The organism is Thioalkalivibrio sp. ALJ3 (assembly GCF_000377205.1).
In the GTDB taxonomy this organism is placed as follows: domain Bacteria; phylum Pseudomonadota; class Gammaproteobacteria; order Ectothiorhodospirales; family Ectothiorhodospiraceae; genus Thioalkalivibrio.
Map to the genome: position 1 here is coordinate 343,109 of NZ_KB897907.1, position 21,314 is coordinate 364,422.

At 68.0% G+C, this 21,314-nt stretch carries 20 protein-coding genes; 2 read left to right on the forward strand and 18 right to left on the reverse strand.

Features of this window, described 5'->3' with window-relative positions; translation table 11 throughout:
• Nucleotides 1–154: 154 nt before the first annotated feature.
• On the reverse strand, nucleotides 155–940 hold the full coding sequence (gene pgeF / locus C935_RS0108180; protein WP_018862023.1) for a peptidoglycan editing factor PgeF: 786 nt from the start codon (nucleotides 938–940) through the stop codon (nucleotides 155–157).
• Nucleotides 930–1,889, reverse strand: a complete 960-nt coding sequence (gene rluD, locus C935_RS0108185) for a 23S rRNA pseudouridine(1911/1915/1917) synthase RluD (RefSeq protein WP_018862024.1) — start codon at nucleotides 1,887–1,889, stop codon at nucleotides 930–932. The genes pgeF and rluD overlap by 11 nt, the downstream gene beginning before the upstream one ends.
• Nucleotides 1,890–1,987: 98 nt before the next feature.
• Between rluD and C935_RS0108190 the strand changes: the two genes are divergently transcribed.
• Complete coding sequence (locus C935_RS0108190; protein WP_018862025.1) at nucleotides 1,988–2,827, forward strand: outer membrane protein assembly factor BamD; 840 nt, start codon at nucleotides 1,988–1,990, stop codon at nucleotides 2,825–2,827.
• 157 nt (nucleotides 2,828–2,984) lie between these two features.
• On the opposite strand, the gene C935_RS0108195 is transcribed toward C935_RS0108190, so the two are convergent.
• The 12 genes from C935_RS0108195 to C935_RS0108250 all read right to left on the reverse strand — a co-directional run bounded on the left by C935_RS0108195 (nucleotide 2,985) and on the right by C935_RS0108250 (nucleotide 13,197).
• On the reverse strand, nucleotides 2,985–3,323 hold the full coding sequence (locus C935_RS0108195; protein ID WP_018862026.1) for a P-II family nitrogen regulator: 339 nt from the start codon (nucleotides 3,321–3,323) through the stop codon (nucleotides 2,985–2,987).
• Between the two features lie 134 nt (nucleotides 3,324–3,457).
• On the reverse strand, nucleotides 3,458–5,152 hold the full coding sequence (locus C935_RS0108200) for an NAD+ synthase (RefSeq protein WP_018862027.1): 1,695 nt from the start codon (nucleotides 5,150–5,152) through the stop codon (nucleotides 3,458–3,460).
• 9 nt (nucleotides 5,153–5,161) lie between these two features.
• Nucleotides 5,162–6,037, reverse strand: a complete 876-nt coding sequence (gene sucD, locus C935_RS0108205; protein ID WP_018862028.1) for a succinate--CoA ligase subunit alpha — start codon at nucleotides 6,035–6,037, stop codon at nucleotides 5,162–5,164.
• Nucleotides 6,034–7,194 carry an ADP-forming succinate--CoA ligase subunit beta gene (sucC, locus tag C935_RS0108210; RefSeq protein ID WP_018862029.1) on the reverse strand — a complete coding sequence of 387 codons (1,161 nt, stop codon included), beginning with the start codon at nucleotides 7,192–7,194 and terminating at the stop codon, nucleotides 6,034–6,036. Before sucC ends, sucD begins: the two co-directional genes overlap by 4 nt.
• Nucleotides 7,195–7,455: 261 nt before the next feature.
• Nucleotides 7,456–7,836: an aspartate 1-decarboxylase gene (panD, locus tag C935_RS0108215; protein WP_018862030.1), complete on the reverse strand. Its 381-nt coding sequence runs from the start codon at nucleotides 7,834–7,836 to the stop codon at nucleotides 7,456–7,458.
• A gap of 92 nt (nucleotides 7,837–7,928) precedes the next feature.
• A complete protein-coding gene (gene panC / locus C935_RS0108220; RefSeq protein ID WP_018862031.1) occupies nucleotides 7,929–8,810 on the reverse strand; it encodes a pantoate--beta-alanine ligase in 882 nt (293 codons plus the stop codon).
• A 39-nt stretch (nucleotides 8,811–8,849) separates the two neighbouring features.
• Nucleotides 8,850–9,644, reverse strand: coding sequence for a 3-methyl-2-oxobutanoate hydroxymethyltransferase (gene panB / locus C935_RS0108225; protein WP_018862032.1), 795 nt, complete (start codon nucleotides 9,642–9,644; stop codon nucleotides 8,850–8,852).
• Nucleotides 9,645–9,680: 36 nt separating this feature from the next.
• On the reverse strand, nucleotides 9,681–10,331 hold the full coding sequence (locus C935_RS0108230; RefSeq protein WP_026278731.1) for a deoxynucleoside kinase: 651 nt from the start codon (nucleotides 10,329–10,331) through the stop codon (nucleotides 9,681–9,683).
• Nucleotides 10,328–10,858, reverse strand: a complete 531-nt coding sequence (gene folK, locus C935_RS0108235) for a 2-amino-4-hydroxy-6-hydroxymethyldihydropteridine diphosphokinase (protein WP_018862034.1) — start codon at nucleotides 10,856–10,858, stop codon at nucleotides 10,328–10,330. The genes C935_RS0108230 and folK overlap by 4 nt, the downstream gene beginning before the upstream one ends.
• Nucleotides 10,855–12,240 (reverse strand): polynucleotide adenylyltransferase PcnB, encoded by a 1,386-nt coding sequence (pcnB, locus tag C935_RS0108240; protein ID WP_018862035.1) that lies wholly within the window; start codon nucleotides 12,238–12,240, stop codon nucleotides 10,855–10,857. The genes folK and pcnB overlap by 4 nt, the downstream gene beginning before the upstream one ends.
• A gap of 76 nt (nucleotides 12,241–12,316) precedes the next feature.
• A complete protein-coding gene (locus C935_RS0108245; RefSeq protein WP_018862036.1) occupies nucleotides 12,317–12,751 on the reverse strand; it encodes an NUDIX hydrolase in 435 nt (144 codons plus the stop codon).
• A gap of 20 nt (nucleotides 12,752–12,771) precedes the next feature.
• Nucleotides 12,772–13,197: an RNA-binding S4 domain-containing protein gene (locus C935_RS0108250; RefSeq protein ID WP_018862037.1), complete on the reverse strand. Its 426-nt coding sequence runs from the start codon at nucleotides 13,195–13,197 to the stop codon at nucleotides 12,772–12,774.
• Nucleotides 13,198–13,306: 109 nt separating this feature from the next.
• On the opposite strand from C935_RS0108250, the gene C935_RS0108255 reads away from it, so the two are divergent.
• The gene (locus C935_RS0108255; RefSeq protein ID WP_018862038.1) at nucleotides 13,307–13,996 is read left to right on the forward strand and encodes a glutathione S-transferase family protein; all 690 of its coding nucleotides are present in this window, start codon (nucleotides 13,307–13,309) and stop codon (nucleotides 13,994–13,996) included.
• Between the two features lie 21 nt (nucleotides 13,997–14,017).
• On the opposite strand, the gene C935_RS0108260 is transcribed toward C935_RS0108255, so the two are convergent.
• The 4 genes from C935_RS0108260 to C935_RS0108275 form a co-directional block, all read right to left on the reverse strand.
• Nucleotides 14,018–14,239 (reverse strand): hypothetical protein, encoded by a 222-nt coding sequence (locus tag C935_RS0108260; protein WP_018862039.1) that lies wholly within the window; start codon nucleotides 14,237–14,239, stop codon nucleotides 14,018–14,020.
• 100 nt (nucleotides 14,240–14,339) lie between these two features.
• Complete coding sequence (gene hrpB / locus C935_RS0108265) at nucleotides 14,340–16,868, reverse strand: ATP-dependent helicase HrpB (protein WP_018862040.1); 2,529 nt, start codon at nucleotides 16,866–16,868, stop codon at nucleotides 14,340–14,342.
• A gap of 9 nt (nucleotides 16,869–16,877) precedes the next feature.
• Nucleotides 16,878–18,071 carry an efflux RND transporter periplasmic adaptor subunit gene (locus C935_RS0108270; protein ID WP_018862041.1) on the reverse strand — a complete coding sequence of 398 codons (1,194 nt, stop codon included), beginning with the start codon at nucleotides 18,069–18,071 and terminating at the stop codon, nucleotides 16,878–16,880.
• A gap of 879 nt (nucleotides 18,072–18,950) precedes the next feature.
• Complete coding sequence (locus C935_RS0108275; protein ID WP_018862042.1) at nucleotides 18,951–21,311, reverse strand: ABC transporter permease; 2,361 nt, start codon at nucleotides 21,309–21,311, stop codon at nucleotides 18,951–18,953.
• Between the last annotated feature and the right edge of the window lie 3 nt (nucleotides 21,312–21,314).

Genomic DNA, 21,314 nt, shown 5'->3' on the forward strand with positions numbered 1-21,314 from the left:
CCCAGGTTCCCCGATCCTGCGTTGCGGCCCTTGCCGGTAGAACCACTACCGGCTGCGCACCGCGCCTTGTCTCGGAAAACCTGGGGTGCCAACGCGAGCGCGTACATTAATCAGTGTTTCCCTAAACACCGAATTTAGAACAGGTGGCGCGCCGTCATTCCTCGTCCAGATGCCCGATCCAGGCCAGCGTGCCCATGCGTCCGGTCTCGCCGTCCCGGCGGTAGGAGTAGAACCGCCCGGCCTCCGAATAGGTGCAGCGCCCGCCGCCCGCCACATGTACGACATCGACCCGCTCCAGCCGGTGCCGGGCCAACGCGTAGATGTCCGCGTGGAAATGCCCTTTGGGGCCGGGACGGAAGGCGGGCGCGGCCTCGACATCGTGATCGAGGAAGGTATCGCGCACCTCCGGCCCGACCTCGAAGGCCTCCGGCCCGATCGCCGCCCCCATCCAGGCGCGGATCTCCGCCTCGGGGCGCGTGATGCGCAAGGCCTCGACGGCCGCCTCGAGCACCCCGTCGGCCAGCCCGCGCCAGCCGGCATGGGCCACGGCCACCGCCTCGCCATCGTCGGTCGCCAGTACGACGGGCAGGCAGTCCGCCGTCTGCACGGCACAGACCACACCAGGGACGTCGGTGAATACCGCATCGGCCTCGAGCACCTCGTCCTGCTCCCACGCCTCCAGCAGGTCCTCGGCCCGGATGACGCGCGTGCCGTGGACCTGCCGCGGCCAGGCGACGGGCTCCGCGATCCCCAGGCTGTGTTCCAGGCGGTAGCGGTTCTCGGCGACATGTTCGGGGTTATCGCCGGTATGCAGGGCGAGGTTCAGCGAGTACCAGGGGCCCGTGCTCACGCCCCCCTCCCGCGTGCTCTGTACCGCCCAGACACCCGACGGGAGGTCGCCGAAGTCCGGCGCCAACATGGGGATCAGTTCAGCGGTCATTCTGGGCCTCCCGGTCGGTACGCAGGGCGACGAGCAGCGCCTCGAAATCCTCGGGCACGGGGACCTCGAAGGCGAGCACTTCGCCACTGTCAGGATGCTCGAATTCCAGCCGCGCCGCATGCAGGGCCTGGCGGCGAAAGGCCGCGAGCGCCCCCTTCGCCGCCTCGCCCATGCCGCGCACCGGACGCGGTCGCCCCCCATAGGCGGGATCACCCACGATCGGGTGGCGGATATGCGCCATGTGCACGCGGATCTGGTGGGTACGCCCGGTCTCCAAACGCACGTTCAGCAGGGTATGAGCCGGGAAGCGCTCCGCCACCCGGTAGTGGGTCACCGCCGGCTTGCCGCCGCCCGTGACCGCCTGACGCTTGCGATCCACCGGATGGCGGCCGATCGGCTCTTCGATGGTGGCACCGCTGATCACGCGGCCCTGCACCAGTGCCCGGTACTCGCGGTGCACCGTACGTTCCTGCAACTGGCGCACCAGCGCGGTCTGCGCCTGCGGCGTACGCGCAACCACCATCAGCCCGGTAGTGTCCTTGTCCAGCCGGTGCACCACCCCGGCGCGCGGCAGCTGCGAGAGGTTCGGGTCACGGTGCAACAGGGCATTCACCAGGGTGCCGGCCCGATGCCCCGCCGCCGGGTGCACGACCAGCCCGGCCGGCTTGTTGATCACCAGTACGGCGGGGTCCTCATGGACGACATCCAGCGCAATGGGCTCGGGTTCCGCCTCCAGGACCGGGGCCCCCGGGGGCTCCAGCACGACATGCTCGCCGCCCTGCACCGGCGTGCGCGGTTTTGGCTGGCCACCGTTCACGGTCAGGGCCCCTTCCTTCAGCCACTGGGTCAGCTGGCTGCGCGAATACTCCGGGAACAGCCGCGCCAGCGCGGCATCCAGCCGCTGGCCGGCCTCTTCCTCGGGGAGTTCCGCAGATCGCGGTTCGTTCATTGGCGATACTCGTCTCGATTTTCCCGCACCCGCGGACGGCCAGGCACGGCATGATGTTGTAGAATCCGCGAACACCGCTTCATCTGCGAGGCCCCATCGTGATTTCTGCCCCGAACCTGCTGCGCCTGACCGCCATCCTGCTCCTGGCACTTTTGATTGCCGGTTGCGCCGGGCGCGAGGACCCGACACTGGGCTGGTCCGCCAGTCAGCTCTACGGCGAGGCGAAGAACGCCCTGAACGAAGGGAACTACGATCAGGCCGTTGAATACTACGAAAAGCTCGAGGCGCGCTACCCGTTCGGCCGCTATGCCCAGCAGGCGCAGATCGAGATCCCGTACGCCTACTACAAGGCGCGCGAACCGGAAGCCGCCATCGCCGCGGTGGACCGCTTCATCCAGCTCAATCCGCGCCACCCGAACCTGGATTATGCGTACTACCTGCGCGGGCTGATCAACTTCAACCGCCATCAGGGCTTTCTTACCAATCTGTTCCCGCGTGACCCGGCGGAGATGGATCCGGAGCCCTTCGAGCAGTCCTTCCAGGATTTCGACCGCCTGATCCGCGAGTTCCCGGACAGCCGCTACGCGCAGGACTCCTACCTGCGGATGGTCTACATCCGCAACGCACTGGCCGCCTACGAACTGCGCGTGGCCGAGTTCTACATGGAGCGCACCGCCTGGGTCGCGGGCGCCGAACGCGCGCGTCACCTGCTGGCCACCTACCCCGGTGCCGAGGTCCAGCCGCAGGCCCTGGGCGTACTGTGGCGCGCCTATAGCGAACTGGGGCTCGAGGACTACGCCGACGCGACAATGATGGTCCTGGAGCTGAACTACCCGGACGCGGCCGCAGCCGTGCGGGCCGGCGAACCCATCGAAATACGCGAGCCGCGCGGAGGCCTGTGGCGCGTGTTCGACCGCCTGCCCTTCTTCACGAACTGACCGGGGAGCATCCGTACTCCCCGGCACGCGACCAGACCGTCATTGCGGGGCGGCAAACGGTTTCCTGAACCCGCAGCGGCCGGGGCCGGCGCGCGGTTCAACCCGGCCGATTGCTGCGTCCCTGCGCTCCTCGCAATGACGGGGCAAGGCCCGAGGTTTACAGCGCCTCGCTGCCCTCTTCACCGGTACGGATACGCACCACGCGGGTCATGTCGGAGACAAAGATCTTGCCGTCCCCGATCTTGCCGGTGCGCGAGGCCTTCACGATCGCGTCGATGCAAGGGTCCACTCGGTCGTCATCCACGACCAACTCCAGCTTCACCTTGGGCAGAAAGTCGACCACGTATTCCGCACCCCGGTAGAGCTCGGTGTGGCCCTTCTGCCGACCAAAGCCCTGGACCTCGGTCGCGGTCATGCCGGCAATACCCATCTCCGTCAGGGCCTCGCGGACATCCTCCAGCTTGAACGGCTTGATGATCGCCTCGATCTTCTTCATGCGAATCCCTTTGGTTGTGCCCGCCGCGCGGGCGCTCGTCTTGTGCCCGAAAGTGTACCAAACCGCCACCGCGGAGCCGTCATGGCAGGCTGATTCATCTTCCCGTCATAGCGCGCAGGCGATACCGACGGCGATCAACCCGGGCGGTAACCGGAGGTGATCGGATAACGACGGTCGCGCCCGAAGGCCCGTCGGCTGACGCGCACGCCAGGCGGGGCCTGGCGGCGCTTGTACTCGGCCAGAAACACCAGCCGCGCGATACGCTCCACGATGGCCCGGTCAAAGCCATCGGCCACGATTTCCTCCACCGAGCGCTCCTGTTCGACGAACGCCTCCAGCACCGCATCCAGCACCTCGTAGGGGGGCAGCGAGTCGGCATCCTTCTGGTCGGGCGCCAGTTCGGCGCTGGGCGGGCGCTCGATCACGCGCTCGGGGATCGCCGCGCTGCGCGTGTTGCGCCAGCGCGCCAGGCGGTAAACCCACTGCTTCGAGACGTCTTTGAGCGGTGCGAAACCACCGTTCATGTCGCCGTACAGCGTGGAGTAGCCCACGGACATCTCGGACTTGTTACCGGTCGCCAACAGCAGCCTGCCACTGCGGTTCGACAGCGCCATCAGCAGCACCCCGCGGGCACGCGACTGCAGGTTCTCCTCGGTCACATCCCCCGCGTGGGCGGGCATGTCGACGAACGCCGATGACAGCCCGCCGAGGAAGTCCTGCACCATCGGTTCGATCGCGATCTCGTGGTACTCAATACCCAGCAACCGGGCCTGTGCCTCGGCGTCCTCGATACTCATCGACGCGGTATAGCGATACGGCATCATCACCGCGGTCACCGCGGCCGGACCCAGCGCATCCACCGCCAACGCGGCCGTCAGCCCCGAGTCGATGCCGCCGGACAGGCCCAGCAACACACCGGGAAATCCGTTTTTGGAGACGTAGTCACGGATGCCGATCATCAGGGCCTGGTAGAGGTCGCGGGCATCCGCCTCGTCCGGCTCCGGGCCGGGGTCGGTCAGCGTCGGGCGGATGCCGCAGGCGGACAAGTGCATGGTCTCGGGCCGCGGGTACAACTCGATGCCCGATGTTCCACGCCGGGCCTCCACCAGGGCATACCCGGTCGCCCAGGCCGGCAGCACCGCGCGCGCCCCATGCGCGGCGTCGTGCACGAAGGAGCGGCCGTCGAACACCAGCTCGTCCTGCCCGCCCACCTGGTTCACGTAGACCACCGGGCAGCCGGTCTGGGCCACACGCGCCCCCACCACCTGCAGGCGCTCCTCGGCCTTGCCGCGATGATAGGGGGAGGCATTCAGGTTCAGGATCAGTTCGGCGCCGGCCGCCTGCGCGGCGGCCGCTGGCGCCGGTTGCCAGATGTCCTCGCAGACGGTCAGGCCGATCCGCCAACCCGCCAGCTCGACCACGCAGGCCTGCTCGCCCGCGACGAAATAGCGCTGTTCGTCAAACACCGAATAGTTGGGCAGGACCTGCTTGGCATAGCGCGCGATCTCGCGGCCATCGCGCAGCCACAGCGCGGCGTTCACCAGACCCTGCTCGGTGGTGACGGGCGCGCCGAGGATCACGTCGATGCCCGCTACCGAGCGCGTAATCGCGGCCAGGGACTGCTCCACCGCGCGCAGGAAGGCCGGGCGCAGCAGCAGGTCCTCCGGGGGGTAGCCGGTCAGGGCGAGTTCGGGGAAGACCACTGCGCGCGCACCGGCGGCGCGGGCCTGTTCGATCGCGTCCTCGATCAGGTGGCGGTTCGTATCCAGCCCGCCCACGATCGGGTTGATCTGGGCCAGGGCCAGCGGCAGGTTATCGGCAGACGCCATCGCGGCGTGTCAGGCGCGATCGAGCGCGGACTGCATGGCCTGGCCGAGTTCGGCCGGGCTCTCGGCCACGCTCGCACCCGCCGCGCGCAGGGCTGCCATCTTCTGTTCGGCCGTGCCCTGGCCGCCGGCGATGATCGCCCCGGCATGGCCCATGCGACGTCCGGGCGGCGCGGTAGCGCCCGCGATATAGGCCGCCACCGGCTTGTCGAATTCATGCTCGATATAGCGCGCGGCGCGTTCCTCGGCATCGCCGCCGATCTCGCCGACCAGCAGCACGCCGTCGGTCTCCGGGTCGTCGCGGAACAGCCGCAGGCAGTCGACGAAGTCGAGCCCCTGGATCGGGTCGCCGCCGATGCCGATGCAGGTGCTCTGGCCCAGCCCCCGGTCCGAGGTCTGCTTGACCGCCTCGTAAGTCAGGGTGCCGGAGCGCGAGATGATGCCGATGCGCCCTCGCTGGTGGATATAGCCGGGCATGATGCCGACCTTGCAGGCATCCGGGGTGATGATGCCGGGGCAGTTCGGGCCGATCAGGCGGGTCGGGCTGCCGGCCAGCACTTGCTTCACGCGGATCATGTCCTGCACCGGGATGCCTTCGGTGATGCACACGGCCAGCTCGATGCCGGCATCCGCCGCCTCGCAGATCGCATCGGCCGCGAACGGGGCCGGGACATAGATCATGCTGACGGTCGCGCCGGTCTGCGCCACCGCATCGACGACGGTATCGAACACCGGACGGTCGAGATGCGTCTGTCCGCCCTTGCCGGGCGTCACACCCCCGACCAGACGGGTGCCGTAGGCGATCGCCTGCTCGGAGTGGAAGCTGCCCTGCTTGCCGGTAAAGCCCTGGCAGATCACCTTCGTATCGCGGTCGACGAGGATACTCATGCCACGGCCTCCACCACCGTGCGCGCCGCGCGGTCGAGGTCCGCGGCCGGGATCACGTCCAGACCGGAGCTGGCCAGCGCCTCGCGGCCCTGCTCCGCGTTGGTGCCTTCCAGCCGCACCACCACCGGAATCTGGACCTGCACCTCGCGGATCGCGGCGATGATGCCCTCGGCGATCAGGTCGCAGCGCACGATGCCGCCGAAGATGTTCACCAGAACCGCCTTGACCGAGGTATCCGACAGGATCAGCTTGAACGCGGCCGTGACCCGCTCCACCGTCGTGCCGCCGCCGACATCCAGGAAGTTGGCCGGCTCGCCGCCGTGGTGCTTGATCAGGTCCATCGTGGCCATCGCCAGGCCCGCGCCGTTCACCATACAGCCGATGGAGCCGTCCAGACGGATGTAGTTGAGGTCGTGCTCGTGCGCCTCTTCCTCGGCCGGGTCGCGCTGGCGCGCGTCACGTTCGGCCATCAGCGCCTTCTGGCGGTAGGCGGCAGAGTCGTCCACGGTCAGCTTGGCGTCGATGGCCAGCAACTGGTCGTCAGCGGTCAGCACCAGCGGGTTGATCTCCAGCAGCTGCGCATCCACCTGCTGGAACAGGGCATGGGCGTTGTTCACCAGCTGGGCCATCGCCTTCGCCGGCTCGCCCGAGAGCCCAAGGGCAAAGGCCACGCGCCGACCGTGAAACGGCATCACGCCCGTGGCCGGGTGGATCGGCAGGGTGACCACGGCCTCGGGCCGTTCGGCGGCCAGAGTCTCGATATCCATACCCCCCTCGGCGGAGACCACCAGCGCCAGGCGCTCGCGGGTCCGATCCACCAGCAGTGCAAAGTAGAACTCGCGGGCGATGTCCGCGGCCGGCTCCAGCAGGAGCTGATCCACCGGCAGGCCTTCGGGGCCGCTCTGCCCGGTGACCAGGCGCGAACCCAGCAGCTTTTCCACCGCCTCGCGTGCAGTATCGGGGGAATCCGCCATCACCACACCGCCGGCCTTGCCGCGCCCACCGGAATGCACCTGAGCCTTGACCAGCACACGCTCGGCGCCCAGCGCCTGCCAGGCAACGGGGAATTCATCCGTGTGGGTGATCACCTGTCCGTCGGGAACGGGGATGCCGGCGTCGCGAAAGCGCGCCTTGGCCTGAAATTCGTGGAGATTCATGGGTGTGGAGGATAGCGGCGAGGCCGTTGCCCGACAACTGTGGGGCCCGACAACTGCAGGGGCGAATGCGAGGGCGTGTGCTTATGGCAGCGCTGAATAGAGCCATCCTGGCTTTCTCAGGGCACGCTGCGCTGCAACGTTCTTGATGCCCTTGCACGGGCAAAGGGGTTTGCAGCTTGCTCCGGGATCAACCACCTACGGTGGCCAATCCCGGCGGGACACCCCTGTGCCACACGAAAACGCAGATCAATCAGCGTTTCCTCAGGCGGCCTGCACCGGGATGCCGTGACCAGTACGCACGATCGCGTTGCGGTCGTCGAGATACACGAGATTCGGGGTAAATTCGCGGGCCTCGGCGGCCTCCATCTGCGCATAGGCGCAGATGATCACGCGATGGCCCACTGCCGCTTTGTGCGCAGCCGCGCCATTGACCGAGACGATGCCGGAGCCCGGCTCGCCCTCGATCGCGTAGGTGGTAAAGCGCTCGCCGTTGTCCACGTTGTAGATCTGGATCTGCTCGAACGGCAGGATACCGGCGGCATCCAGCAGCCGCGTATCGATGGCGCACGAGCCCTCGTACTCCAGCTCACAATGAGTGACCTGGGCCTTGTGCAGCTTGCCCTTGAGCATGGTGACGTGCATCGGCGAATTTCCCGGCGATAACCTCTGGGGGCGGAAAATTATCCGCAATTGAGCCGGGCGCGGCAAATGCCCCGCTCCGGCGAAGGCGCGGATCAGCCCGCCGGACGGGTGCGCACGCTGTCGATCAGGCGGACTTCCGCCAGCCACGCGGCGGCCAGCACGACCAGATCCTGGTTAGCCAGCGGCACGCCGTTCTCCGGCTCGGCCAGGTCCTCCGCACGCCGAATGGACAGGTACTCGGGATCGAACCCGACCTCGCGCAGCCGGTCGCAGGCACGCCCCTCGACTTCGGGTATGCGTTCGGCATCGAATACCGTCGCCCCGCGGCAAACCGTGGCCACCTCGTCCAGCACGCGCTTGAGCTCCGGCGCAATCGCGCGCGCCTCCTCGGGCAGCTGGTCATTGCGCGAGCTGCAGGCCAGGCCGTCCTTCTCGCGTACCGTCGGGATCGCCTCGACGCGCACCGGGATATCCAGCCCCTGCACCATGCGCTCGACCAGTTTGAACTGCTGGTAGTCCTTCTCGCCGAACAACGCGAGATCGGGCCGCACCAGATTGAAGAGCTTGGTCACTACCGTGGCCACACCATCGAAATGCCCGGGACGAAAGGCTCCTTCCAGTATCTCCGACAACTGCGGCACGACCACCCGTACAGGAGGCATGCCGTCGTTCGGGTACATGTCCTCTTCCGATGGACAAAACACCGCGTCCACACCGGCCTCGGTCAGCAGACGCGAATCTTCCTCCAGGGTGCGCGGATAGCGCTCCAGGTCCTCGGCACGGTCGAACTGCATCGGATTGACGAAGATCGACACCACCACGCGCTGCGCACGGGCCCGCGCATGCCGGATCAGCGTCATGTGCCCCTCATGAAGGTGGCCCATGGTGGGGACCAGGGCAATGGTTCCGCGGCCCTTGCGGGCCCACTCTCGATGCATGGCCACCAGCTGGGGCCGGTCACGCAGGATTCTCATGGGCCGGATATCCCTCGGGCCGGGGTCCTCATGGACAGTTTAACGATAGGTATGCACACCAGATTCGGGGAACGCGCGCGAGCGCACCGCTTCACAATAAGCGCGCACGGCGCCCTCCAGCGAGCCGCCCTCGGCCAGGAAGTCGCGGGCGAAGCGCGGCGGCTCGGGGGTCAGGCCAATCACATCCTGGATCACCAGCACCTGACCATCGCACTGCGGACTCGCCCCGATTCCGATGACCGGTATATCCGTCGCGCGCACGATCGCATCCGCCAGCTCCTCCGGGACGCTTTCCAGCAGCAACCCCTGGGCCCCGGCCGCCTCCAGTCGCGCCGCCAGAGATTCCATCTCGGCAGCCGCGTGCGGGTCGCGGCCCTGCACACGGAAGCCTCCCATGCGATGCACGGCTTGTGGTGTCAGCCCCAGATGTGCGCATACAGGAATACCAGCGGCCACCAGCCGCTCGACGATCGGCAGCTCGGCCAGGCCACACTCGACCTTGACCATGTGCGCGCCGGCACGCAGCAGGGCCCCGGACTGCTGCAGCGCGGTCGGGGCATCGGCGTCTCCAAGAAACGGCAGATCCGCCATGATCATTGCGTTATGGGCCACCCGCGCGACACTGGCGACGTGATAGCACATGTCGTCGATCGTCACCGGCAGTGTGGTCGGATGCCCCTGCACCACCATGCCCAGGGAATCCCCGACCAGGATGACGTCCACGCCACAGCGATCCAGCAGCGCGGCAAAGGATGCGTCATACGCCGTCAGACAGGTAATCGGTTCGCCGGCCTGCTTGCGCCTGGCCAGCGTGTTGACCGTGATCGGCCGCATCAGTCTGCCTCCCGGGCGGGGTCGATCTGCCACACGTCAGAGCGTAATTGGCAGCGGATTGAAATAGTGTCGGCCACCCTGGATCGGCTCCAGGAATTGCACCAGCTGTTCAAAATCGGCCGGGTTGTTCACCCAGTCGATCTCGGTGGCGTTCACAATCACCAGCGCCGCCCCTTCGAAATGATAGAAGAATTCCGCATAAGCCGCGTTCAGGCGCTCCAGGTAATGCGCCTCGATGTGACGTTCGTACGGTCGCGCGCGCTGGCGAATGCGATCCATCAGGACCTCCACGGGCGCCTGCAGGTAGATCACCAGATCCGGCCGCGGCAATCCTTCTCGAAGATGCCGGAACATCTCGCGATAGATCTCCAGCTCGTCGGGGTGCAGGTTGAGCTCGGCAAACAGCGGATCCTTGTCCATCACATAGTCGGCCACGTGGCGCTGCTCGAACAGACCCTTCTGACTGACCGGCGTCAGCTGCCGGACACGCTGAACCAGAAAATGCAGCTGCGTGGCCAGGGCATGCTTGTCCGGCTCCTGGTAGAAGCGCTCGAGGAACGGGTTCTCGTCCGGCGCCTCGAAGATCCCCTCGGCGCGCAAATGCTCCGACAGCAGACGCGCAAGGCTCGACTTGCCCACCCCGATCGGCCCTTCCACGGCAACAAAGTCAAAATCGGTCAGACTCACCATTGCCCCCCGGCACGGGCAATGTCTGGGTCTTCCAGCGCGACAAGCGAAGCGCCATCGAAGCGGCTGGCGAGCCGATCTACCGAGCCCTCGCCCGGAATCTTCAGGTCCGGAGCCAACTCGGCCAGCGGCAGGACCACGAAATCGCGCTCGGTCAGGCCCGGATGGGGTACATGCAGACCAGGCAAATCCAGCACCTGATCGCCGAACAGCAGGATGTCCAGATCGAGCAGGCGCGGGCCCCAGCGTGTGCCATCGCGCTCGCGGCCACAGTCGGCCTCGATCGCCTGCAACGCATGCAGCAGATCCAGGGGTTCGAGCCGGGTGTGCAGCCGGGCCACGGCATTCACGTAATCCGGCTGGTCCTGCGGACCCATCGGCGGATTGCGGTACAACCGCGACTGCCCCGTCAGCCGCGTTTGTGGCACATCACCGGCCAGGCGCCGGAAGGCCTCGCGCACCTGGGCCTCGGGGTCGCCAAGGTTGGCGCCGATGCCCACGAATACCTGCAAGCCGGCATCGGTCATGCCGCGTCACCCCCATCATTCGATCCGCCGGACTCGCCATCGCCCTTGCGTCGGCGCTTGCGACGACGACCACCACGGCGGGCACGCCCCTTAGCCTTGCCGCCGCCCCCGGCCATCTTTTTCTGTTCGCCCTCGTCCTTTTCCTGGAACTCGGTCCACCAACGGCACAGTTCCGGGTCGGCATCGCCCGCGCGGGCGCGCAGGCAGAGGAAATCGTAACCCGCACGGAAACGCGGATGCGTCAGCAGGCGCAGCGCGCGGCCGCCGCGCGCCCGTTCCAGTCGCGCCTGCAGCTCCCATATTTCGCGCACGATCAGGCTGAAGCGCTTGGGGATCGAGACCGTCTTGACCTGGCGATCCAGCACCTCGGCCATCGCCTGCTGCCAGGCCGGGATCTCCTGCTCGTCTTCCTCGATGCGCCGGGCCGCCGCCACCTGCACCGGGGCCCACAGGATAGCGGCGTAGAGAAACGCCGGGTTGACCCCGAGCTCCTCGTTGATGCGCTTGTCAGTATTGAGCAGCGACTCGACCAGGAACTGCCGCCGCTCGGCACCCCGATCCGGGTCGGCAAAGCACTCGGCCGCCTCCGGGAACATCGGCGCGAACAAACCGAAGCGCTCCAGCTCGTCCAGACAGGTGACCGCCGCACCGCTGTGGAACAGCTTGATCACCTCGTCGAAAAGCCGCGCCGGCGCCACCGTCTGCATCAGGCTCGCGAGTTCATGGATCCCGGCCTCGACCTCGGGCGCGATGCGCAGCCCCAGCTTCGCGGAGAAGCGCACGGCGCGCAGCATGCGCACCGGGTCCTCGCGCAGCCGCGTCTCGACATCATCTCCGATCAGTCGCAGTACGCCCTCGCGCAGGTCTTCAACCCCGCCGGTGTAATCGAGCACCGAGAAATCGTCGATGTCGTAGTACAGCGCGTTCACGCTGAAGTCCCGCCGCACCGCATCCTGCTCGATCGTGCCGTAGCGGTTATCGCGCAGGATGCGACCTTCGTCGCTCAGCGCCACCTGCCCGTCGCTGTCGTCGTCCTCGTCGTGCGGCGCACGGAAGGTGGCGACCTCAATCACCTCGCGGCCGAACAGGACATGGGCGAGGCGAAAACGGCGCCCGATCAGGCGGCAGTTGCGGAACAACCCGCGTACCTGATCCGGCGTGGCATCGGTGGCCACATCGAAGTCCTTGGGCTCGCGCCCCAACAGCAGGTCACGCACACCCCCGCCCACCAGACAGGCGCGATAGCCCGCATCGCGCAGGCGATAGAGCACCTTCAGGGCGTTGTCGTCGATCGCGGCGCGCGAAATGCCGTGCTCCTCGCGTGAATACACGCGCGGCTCGGGGATCGCGGCAGACGGGGTTGCAGGATCGGCCTGGGTCACTCGGTTCGGGTTCCGTGAACGAAAGCGCAGTATGGTAACAGCAAGCCGGTTCGGTATAGGACCAGACGGGCGGATATCATCTCCCTGCCCTCGGCGACTGCAGGCGTAGCGGCGCGGTCTCTCCGGTCAGGCGATAGCGCAGATAGTCATCAAGGATGCGCCGGTGGTCAAAGGCCAGAGGCTGGCCCTGATCGTCGGGATCCAGCCAGGCACAGTCCGCGGCGTCATCGGCCGCACGGGCCTCGCCCGCGCCGCGCGCCACGAATACGGCGCTGACGGTGTGCCCGCGCGGATCCCGCGCGGGGTCGGAATAGACGCCCAGCAAGGCCTCCAGCGTGACCTCCAGACCGGTTTCCTCCAGGGCCTCGCGCACAGCGGCCCGCTCGACCGACTCGCCGACATCCACGAAGCCTCCGGGGAGGGCCCAGCCATGGGGCGGGTTGCGGCGCTCGATCACCAGCACGCAGCCAGGATGGGCCGGGTGATGGATCACCACATCCGCGGCCAGCAAGGGAGTTTGCGGTGGGCCACTCATTCGTCCTGACCGTCCTGGCGGATGAAACGCCGGATCTGGCGGCGCTGGCGCTTGTCCGGGCGGCGACTGGGGGCGCTGTCGGCCACCGCCCGTTCCGCGCGCCGGCGTTCGGACTCGGCCTCGCGCCGGGCCTCGCTCTCGGGTGTCTCGGCATACAGCTCGCGCGCCTCGGTCGCGGGCCGACGCTGGTCATTCAGCGCCCGCACGTCGATCTCCCAGGTCTGCTGGCCACGATGAATCGTCAGGCGATCGCCCGGGTGCACCCGGCGCGCCGGCTTGCAGCGCTCGCCGTTCACATGGACCTTGCCACCACTGACGGCCTCGGTCGCCATCGCGCGGGTCTTGAAAAAGCGCGCGGCCCAAAGCCACTTGTCGATGCGCAGCCCGTCGGCGGGCGCTGCGCGTGCCTCAGCCCCGGCCAAGGAACCCTCGCACTGGAGACACTGGACTTTCCCGCCGGGTCACGGGCATGGACAATGCGCGGCTTTCCACCATCAGAGGATGGGGCCCCGCATGGGGCTTCGATACGTCATGAAACTCCCGCATCTGCACCTGATCAGCTTTGACCTTTGTCCTTTCGTTCAGCGTAGCGTGATCACGCTGAAATACAAGCAGGCCCCGTTCGAAGTGACCTATATCGATCTCGCGGATCCACCGGACTGGTTTCGCGAGCAGTCCCCGCTCGGCAAGGTGCCGATCCTTAAAGTCGATCACGACACCGTGCTGTTCGAGTCGGCGGTGATCAACGAATACGTCGATGCCATCACCCAGCCCCCGCTAATGCCGGACACACCGCTGCACCAGGCCCGCACGCGCGCCTGGATCGAATATCTGGGGGAGCAAACCATGACCCAGTATCGCTGGATGACGGCGGCGAACGAAGGCACCTTCGAGATGGAACGCCATGCAGCGTCGCGCGGACTAGAGCGGCTGGAGCGGGAACTGGCGGTCGATCCACTACTCGCAGGGCACGAGTTCACCCTGATCGACGCCACTCTCGCACCGATCCTGCTGCGCTACAGCCTGATCGATGACATCGACAATCCCTGGGAACCCGGGGCATTTCCGCGCCTCGCCCAACGCTGGGATGCGCTGCGCAACATAGAAGCGGTGTCCGCGTCGGTCCCCTCCGACTTCGCGGCGCGTCTGGCGGCCTACCTGCGCGCACGGGAAGGCTTTGCACCCTCGCACATTGCCTCGCGACTGACCGTTCCAGACTGATATCAAGACCGAAGCTGCTGACTAGAACAACTCGGCCCACTCCGTCAGGGCGAACCAGATCACGTAGCCCCCATAGAGAATCAGGAACACGATGCTGAGGATGGTAATCGGGCGAAAGCCCTTCACCCTCACCTCGTAGGAGACGTCCTCCCCGCGTGCCCGCCGGCGCCGTACCTCCAGCCAGCGCGATACCCGCCACCATATGAACAGCAGGATCAGGACAACGGTCAGGAACTTCAGCATCGTGGTTCGTTTCCTCGCACTCGACCCGGGTCAACTCTGAACGCGACACTACCCGAGAATGCGACCCGCCGCATCGAACGCCCGCCAGGACCGCGCCTACCTACCCGCGCCGCTTGGTATGCCGCGTGGCTGGGGCATTCCACGGATCCTCCGGCCAGGGGTGTTTCGGATAGCGCCCCTTCAGCTCGCGGCGCACCTCCGGATAGCCGTTCTCCCAGAAGCTCGCGAGATCCTGCGTGACCTGCACCGGGCGCCGCGCCGGCGACAGCAGGTGCAGCACCAGCGCCACGCGACCGCCCGCCACCCGGGGTGTCTCGCCCAGGCCGAACAGCTCCTGCAGCTTGACCGCCAGCACCGGCGGGTCCTGCGTGTAATCGATGCGGTGGGCGGAGCCGGAGGGGACCTGGATCCGCGCCGGCGCCTCCCGTTCCAATTGCTGCTGGTGGTCCCAGTCCAGCCGCGCGCGCAGGATCGCCGCCAGATCCAGCCGCTCCAGATCCCGGCGCCGCGTTATGCCGGCCAGATACGGCCCCAGCCAGTCCTCCAAGGTCATCAGCAACGCGGCGTCGCGCAGATCCGGAAAACCGGCCGCGGGCAGGGTCTCGTGCAGCAACTGGATGCGGGCGCGCAGCTGGGTCGCCGCGTCATCCCATGGCAGCAGCGCAAGGCCCTCGCGGCGCAGCCGCTCGCACCAGCGCGGGATGGTGGCGGCGGGGTCGTCCAGCGCGACCATCTGCCGCTCCACCACCAGCGTGCCGATCCGCCGGATCCGCGCGTTCTCCAGCCGTGGACCGTCCTCCACCCAGTCGCAGCGCGTCTCGCGGTGAAAGAGCTCCGAGGCCTCCTGCTCCAGTGCCGCCAGATTCAGCACCACCGCACAGCGGATGCGGGCCTCGCGGTCGGCGTCCGTGCAGTCCACCGCCACCAGGTAGTCGGCATGCGCCAGACGCTCGCGCTCCGGCAGCCACGCGCCACGACCATTCCCCATCACGAAGCGCCCGGCCGCCTCGCCACGGCGGCGCGCGATGCGCTCCGGCCAGGCCAGCGCCGCCAGCACGCCCAGCGCGGTGCCTTCATCCAGCACCGCATCAGTGCCAGCGGGGCGATCCCCGAATCGTGCCAGCGCCTGCTCCAGACGCCGCAACCCGGATTGCCAGACCCGGCCACCCGAGTGCCGAGCGCGCTCCAGGCGCGTGCCCAGCTCCAGCGGGGCCTCCGGCCCGGCCACGCCCGGTTCTTCCACCGCCACCGCCAGTTCGCAGGCCAGGCGCGCAAGCCCCCGCTCCCGGCCCCGCAACAGCATGTGCGCCAACCGCGGGTGGGTCGGCAGCCGCAGCAGGGCCCGCCCGTGCCCGGTCATCCGCCCATCGGCATCCACCGCACCCAGTTCGGCCAGTACCGCCTGCGCGGAGGCCAGCCCCTGAGCGGGCGGCGGCTCCAGCCAGTCGAGCTCGGCCACCGCCTCGCCCCAGCCGGCCAGTTCCAGGGCCAACGGCAGCAGGTCCACCTGCTGCATCCCCGGCGTCGCGTAATCCGGGCGCGCGACCTCGTCGGCCCGCGACCACAGGCGGATGGCCACCCCCGGTTCGGTGCGCCCGGCACGCCCGGCCCGCTGCTCGGCGGCGGCCTTCGAGGCCGGCAGCGTCACCAGCCGCGAGAGCCCGGTCGCGGCATCGAAGCGCGGCTCGCGGGAGAGCCCCGCGTCGATCACCACGCGCACGCCCTCGATGGTCAGGCTGGTCTCGGCGATGTCGGTCGCCAGCACCACCTTGCGCTCGCCCGTGGGCGCCGGGCGCACGGCCCGGGCCTGCTCCTGTGCCGACAGCCGCCCGAACAGCGGCGAAATGCGCGCGGGGCCGGCGGGTGTGTCCACCCCTTCGCCCACCCCGTTGCACAGGCGCGCTGCCACCTCGCGGATCTCGCGCTCGCCGGGCAGAAAGACCAGAACCGAGCCCATCTCCGCCGCCAGCGCCTCCCGCACCGCCTGCGCCACGCCGTCAGCCAGCGGGGCATCCTTCGCCGTTGGGGCGTAACGGACCTCGACCGGAAACTGCCGCCCGCGCGCTCGCAGCACCGGCACGGCGTCCGCCTCCGGGCCGGCCAGCAGCCTGGCCACGGCCTCGTCGTCGAGGGTCGCCGACATCACCACGATGCGCAGCTCCGGGCGCAGCAGCCGACGCACCTGCAACGCAAAGGCCAGCGCCAGTTCGGCCTCGGGCCGGCGCAGATGGAATTCGTCGAAGACCACGGTGCCGACCCCTTCCAGCAGCGGGTCACCCTGGATGCGGCGCAGGAACAGCCCATCGGTGACCAGCTCCACCCGGGTGCGCTCGGAAACCTTCTGCTCGTCGCGCACGCGGTAGCCGACCGTCTGCCCGGCCGGTTCACCCAGCTGCCCGGCCATGTAGGTCGCCGCCATGCGCGCCGCCAGTCGCCGGGGCTGCAACACCACGACGCGGCCGCGCGCGCCGGCTGCCTGCATCAGATGCAGCGGCACGCCGGTGGTCTTGCCGGCGCCTGGCTCGGCCACCAGCACGGCGGCACCGCGCGTCTGCAGCGCGGCATCCAGAGGGGTTAGCAGATCTTCCAGCGCCCGGGCCTGCGGCGCCTCATTCAACTCTTTCGCCATCTACAGCGGTCAGTTCTCGACCACGCGCGTGCCGGCCTGCACCCGGTCCCCCGGGCGGGTGACCACACGCTCGCCCGCCTCCAGGCCCTCGAGGATCTGTGTGGCGAAGCCCGAGCGACGGCCCACCTCGACCCGGCGTGGCTCGGCACGGCCGTCCTCGACCACGAACACCGACCACTCGCCGCGGTCGCGGAACAGCGCGCTGGTGGGGACCTGCAGCACGTCATCCCCTTCCCACAGCAGGAACTCGGCCTCCACGCGGTAGCCCACCGCCAGCCCGGCCATGCGTGCCTCCACCGCGTCGAGGTCGAGGATCACCGGCACGCGCTGCTCGTCCACGCCCAGCGCGGAGATCTTGGTAAAGCCGAACGGCTGCACGCGGCGCACGGTGCCCTCCAGTTCGGCATCGCGCCCCCAGTCGGTCAGGCGCACGCGCATGCCCGGCACTACGCGCACCGCGTCCATGGACAGCAGATCCACCTGCACCTCGAGGTCGTCGAGATCGCCCACGACCAGCACCGGCTCGCCGGCCCCGATCGTGCCCTCGCAGCAGCGATACCGCTCCAGGATCACGCCTGCGGCGGGCGAACGAACCGTCAGGGCATCGGCCTCGGACTCCGGCATCTGTCCACTGGCAATATCCAGCACCACCCGCGCGCTCTCGACCTCGCTGCGCGCGACCTCCACCGCGGATTCGCCGGCGCGAACCGCCGAGCGCGCCCGATCGCGTGCGGTCTCCATACGCTCCACCTCGGTGGCGGAAACCGCACCCCGATCGAACAGCTCTTGATAACGGCGATATTCCGATTCCGCGAAGCGGGCCTCCGACTGCAGATTCTCCAGATTCGCCTCGGCGCTTCGCAGCCGCGACCGAGCAGCGGCAAGATTCTCGCGCGCCTGCTCACGCGAACGTGCATCCAGCGCCGGGGTCGGCAAAGGCTCCATGCGGAAGAGCGCGTCGCCGAGCTCGACGGCATCGCCCTCTTCGAGCCGGACGCGATGCAGGAAGCCGGCGATCGGCGCCGACACCGTAAAGGTGTCGCGCAGCCGCGTGCGCCCTTCCTCGCGCACGGTCTCTTCGAACGGGCCGGCCTCGACCGTGGTCAGCGATACCGGCACCGGCTGCGGGCGCAGCGCCCATACCAGCGCGGCCACCCCTGCCAGCACGATGAGCCCAACCGTGATTCGCTTTTTCATCGCCATAGGATCAGTCTCGCAAATCCCGCCACTCCGCGCTTCCCCCCTCATCGCCCGGCGTGCCGGGGCGTATATCTGCAAGTTGCCACACTCGGTTATCACCTGAACGGTGGTTGGCAACCAGCCGCTGTGAGGCTAAGCATGGTTCGGCATCCGGTGTTTACGGTGGCTTTGATCCGCCGCCTGCCAAGCGCTGTCTCGGCAGCGCACCACGAGTTACTTCTTTGCTCGTGCAAAGAAGTAACCAAGAAACACGCCCGGGATTCGCCCGGGAACCTTGCTCCGGCCGCGCCAGACCGGCGGCGCTGAAACTCGCTAAGCTGTCGCTTCGCTCAAACAGTCAGCGCCCCGTGTCTATTTTGAATCGTCCGGCCTGTCACGCCCTCCACAAGGGGCTCATATCGGGAGGGTAGGTTAAAACAGGCGGTATTCCGGCGAAGAGCCAGACATCCACACGATTACGTAGAGACAAGGCCTTTGGCGCCCGCTGGCGGGCGCGGCACGCCAGGGCCGCAGGCCGCGCGTGCCCGGATGTCCGAATACCTAGCCTCCGTCCATTGGCACAAACGTCAGGTCAGCCGTTGTCTTGACCTTATCCCCCCGTATGAAGCCCCTTGCGGAAGGGTCCTCGGGACGGAAGAGAGGCGCTGACTGTCTGAGCGAAGCCAAAGGCGCAGCGAGTTTCAGCGCCGCCGGCCCGAGGGCCCTGGAGCAAGGTCCCCGGGCGGAATCCGGGTGCCCTTCTTTGGGTACTTTCTTGGGCAAGCAAGAAAGTACCTCGGGGCGCGCTGCCGAAACAGCGCTTGGCAGGCGGCGGACCAAAGCCACCGTAAACACCGGATGCCGAACCAGGACCAGCCACAAAAAGGCGGGCAATAACGACCGTTACTCGGCCGCCTTCAGGGCCTGTACGCGGTCGAGCTGCTGCAGGCGCCGCCAGGCGAGAAAGGCGGTCAGGCTGGCCGCGACCAGGATGCCGAGGGCGGCGAAGCCGTAGGCCTGCGGCGTAATCACCAGCGGCACGCGGAACAGGTCCATCGCAAAGGCCTGGTTCAGTAGCCATGCGAAGCCCGTGCCCGTCAGCCAGGCGACCGGGATCGCGGCGAGGGTGAGCACCGCGATCTCGCCGAGCAGGATCCAGCTGACCTGACCACGCGAGTAGCCGAGTACCTCCAGCGTGGCCAGGTCGCGAGCGCGCTCGGCATAGGTGATGCGGGCGTTGTTGTAGGTCACCGCAAAGGCGATAGAGACAGCGAGCGCGACGAACACCATTGCGAACACGATGATGGTCTCGCCGATGTATTCGCGGATGTTGCGCTCGGCCTCCGCGATCAGTCCGACACTGGCGACCCGCGGGCGGTCGGACAGGCTACGGAACAGTGCATCTTCTTGTGCGCGGTCGGTCAGCAACCAGGCGCCGGAGACCGCGGGCCCCTCGCCGATCATGCGGTTCAGGGCCGGGCGGTACATATAGGCGCCGACGCCGATGGGCTCTTCCACCACACCGGCCAGCGGCACCGTGACCGTGCGGCGGCGGCCCTCCAGGATCTCCACCTCCACCGGGTCGCCCACGCGCAGCCCGAGCTGTTCCGCCAAGTAGTCGGTCAGCAGGATGCCCTCGTCCGGCAGTCGGCCACGCCCGCCGCCCATCGGCAGTTGCCGCAGGCGCGGTTCGGCGTCCAGCCCCAGCAGGCGCACGCGCTCCTCGCGGTTCACGCCGACCAGCCGCACCGGCACCGCCCGGAAGGTCTCCACCGCCAGCACGCCCGGCTCGTGGCGCAGCTCGCCGGCCGCACGCGCCGGCACGGGATCGGTGAACTGCAGATCGATGTCCATCTGCAGCACCTGCCCGTACTGGGTGTCCAGCATCTGGGTCACCGCGTTCAGCTGGTAGGCGCCCATCAGCAGCAGCCCGCCGGACAGGCCAATACCGATCACCGACAGCACGGACTTGAGCCGGTGGCGCGCAAGGTTGCGCAGGATGATCCGGGTCGGCTGATCGAACGCGCCCCAGGCCGCCGAGCGCTCCAGCCAGCCGCGATGAAAACGTTCCGGGGCCGGCGGGCGCATAGCCTCGGCCGGTTGCATGCGCACCGCCTGCCAGACCGCACGGAAGGTGCCGAGCATGGCCGCGCCCATGGCCACGCCCACCGCCAGCACCATCACCCAGCCCTGCAGACGAAAGCTCATCTCCGGGAAGCGGAAGTACTCCGCGTAGATGCCGGCCAGGCCCTGCGCGGCCCAGGCCCCGAATGCGAGCCCCAGCGCGCAGCCCACCAGCACGATGCCGCCGGTCAGCAGGGCATAGTGCCCGGCGATCGCGCCGTTGCCGTAGCCGAAGGCCTTGAGCACGGCGATCGGCTCGCGCTGGGAGCGGATGATGCGGCCGACGACGACGTTCAGCAGAAAGGCCGCGACGGCCAGGAAGATGGTCGGGAGGATCGCCGCCTGCGCCCGCAGCTGGGTCAGCTCCTCGGACAGAAAGCGATGCGAGAACTGGTCATCGCGGCCATAGGCCCCCATGCCGCCGTAGCGCGCGAGCTCCCGGTCCATTGCCTCGATCACGGGGGCCGGGTCCGCACCCGCCTCCAGGCTCACGGCCACCGAGTTGAATGCCCCCTCCATCCCGTAGGCGGCAGCCAGCGCGCGGCGGTTCATCCACAGGATGCCGTAGCGCTCGTAGTCCGGCAGCAGATCGGTGGGGCTGATCTGATAGACAAACTCCGGCGACAGCGCGATGCCGCTGATCTGCAGGTCGGTCAGGCGCCCGTCGATGATCGCGCGCAAAGAATCGCCGGCCCGCAGCTCGTGGGCCTCGGCAAAGGCCTCGCTGACGACCGCCTCGCGCTCGCGGCCGGCCTCCGGCAGCCGCCCCTCGCGCAGGTAGAGCCGGTTCAGCAGCGGCTCACCCCCGTCGGGTATGGAGAGCACGGTGCCACGGATCGGCTCGTCAAAATCGGCGACCTCCAGGCGCACCGGGGCCTGCACCCGGGTCTCGATCTGGTTGATCCCCGGCGTATCGCGAAAGCGCTCCACCGCGCTCTCCGGCGCGCGCGTGATCTCCGCGAATACATCGGCGAACTGGTATTCCGAGTAGAAACGGTCCTTGGTGATCGTGAGGGCATCGAGGCTGGTCACGGCGATCACCAGCGTCATTACGCCGCTGGCGATCACCAGCGCGATCGCCGCCGCCTGTCCCTTCAGGTGACCGAGATCACGCAGGATCTTGCGGTTCAGCGCACGCATGGT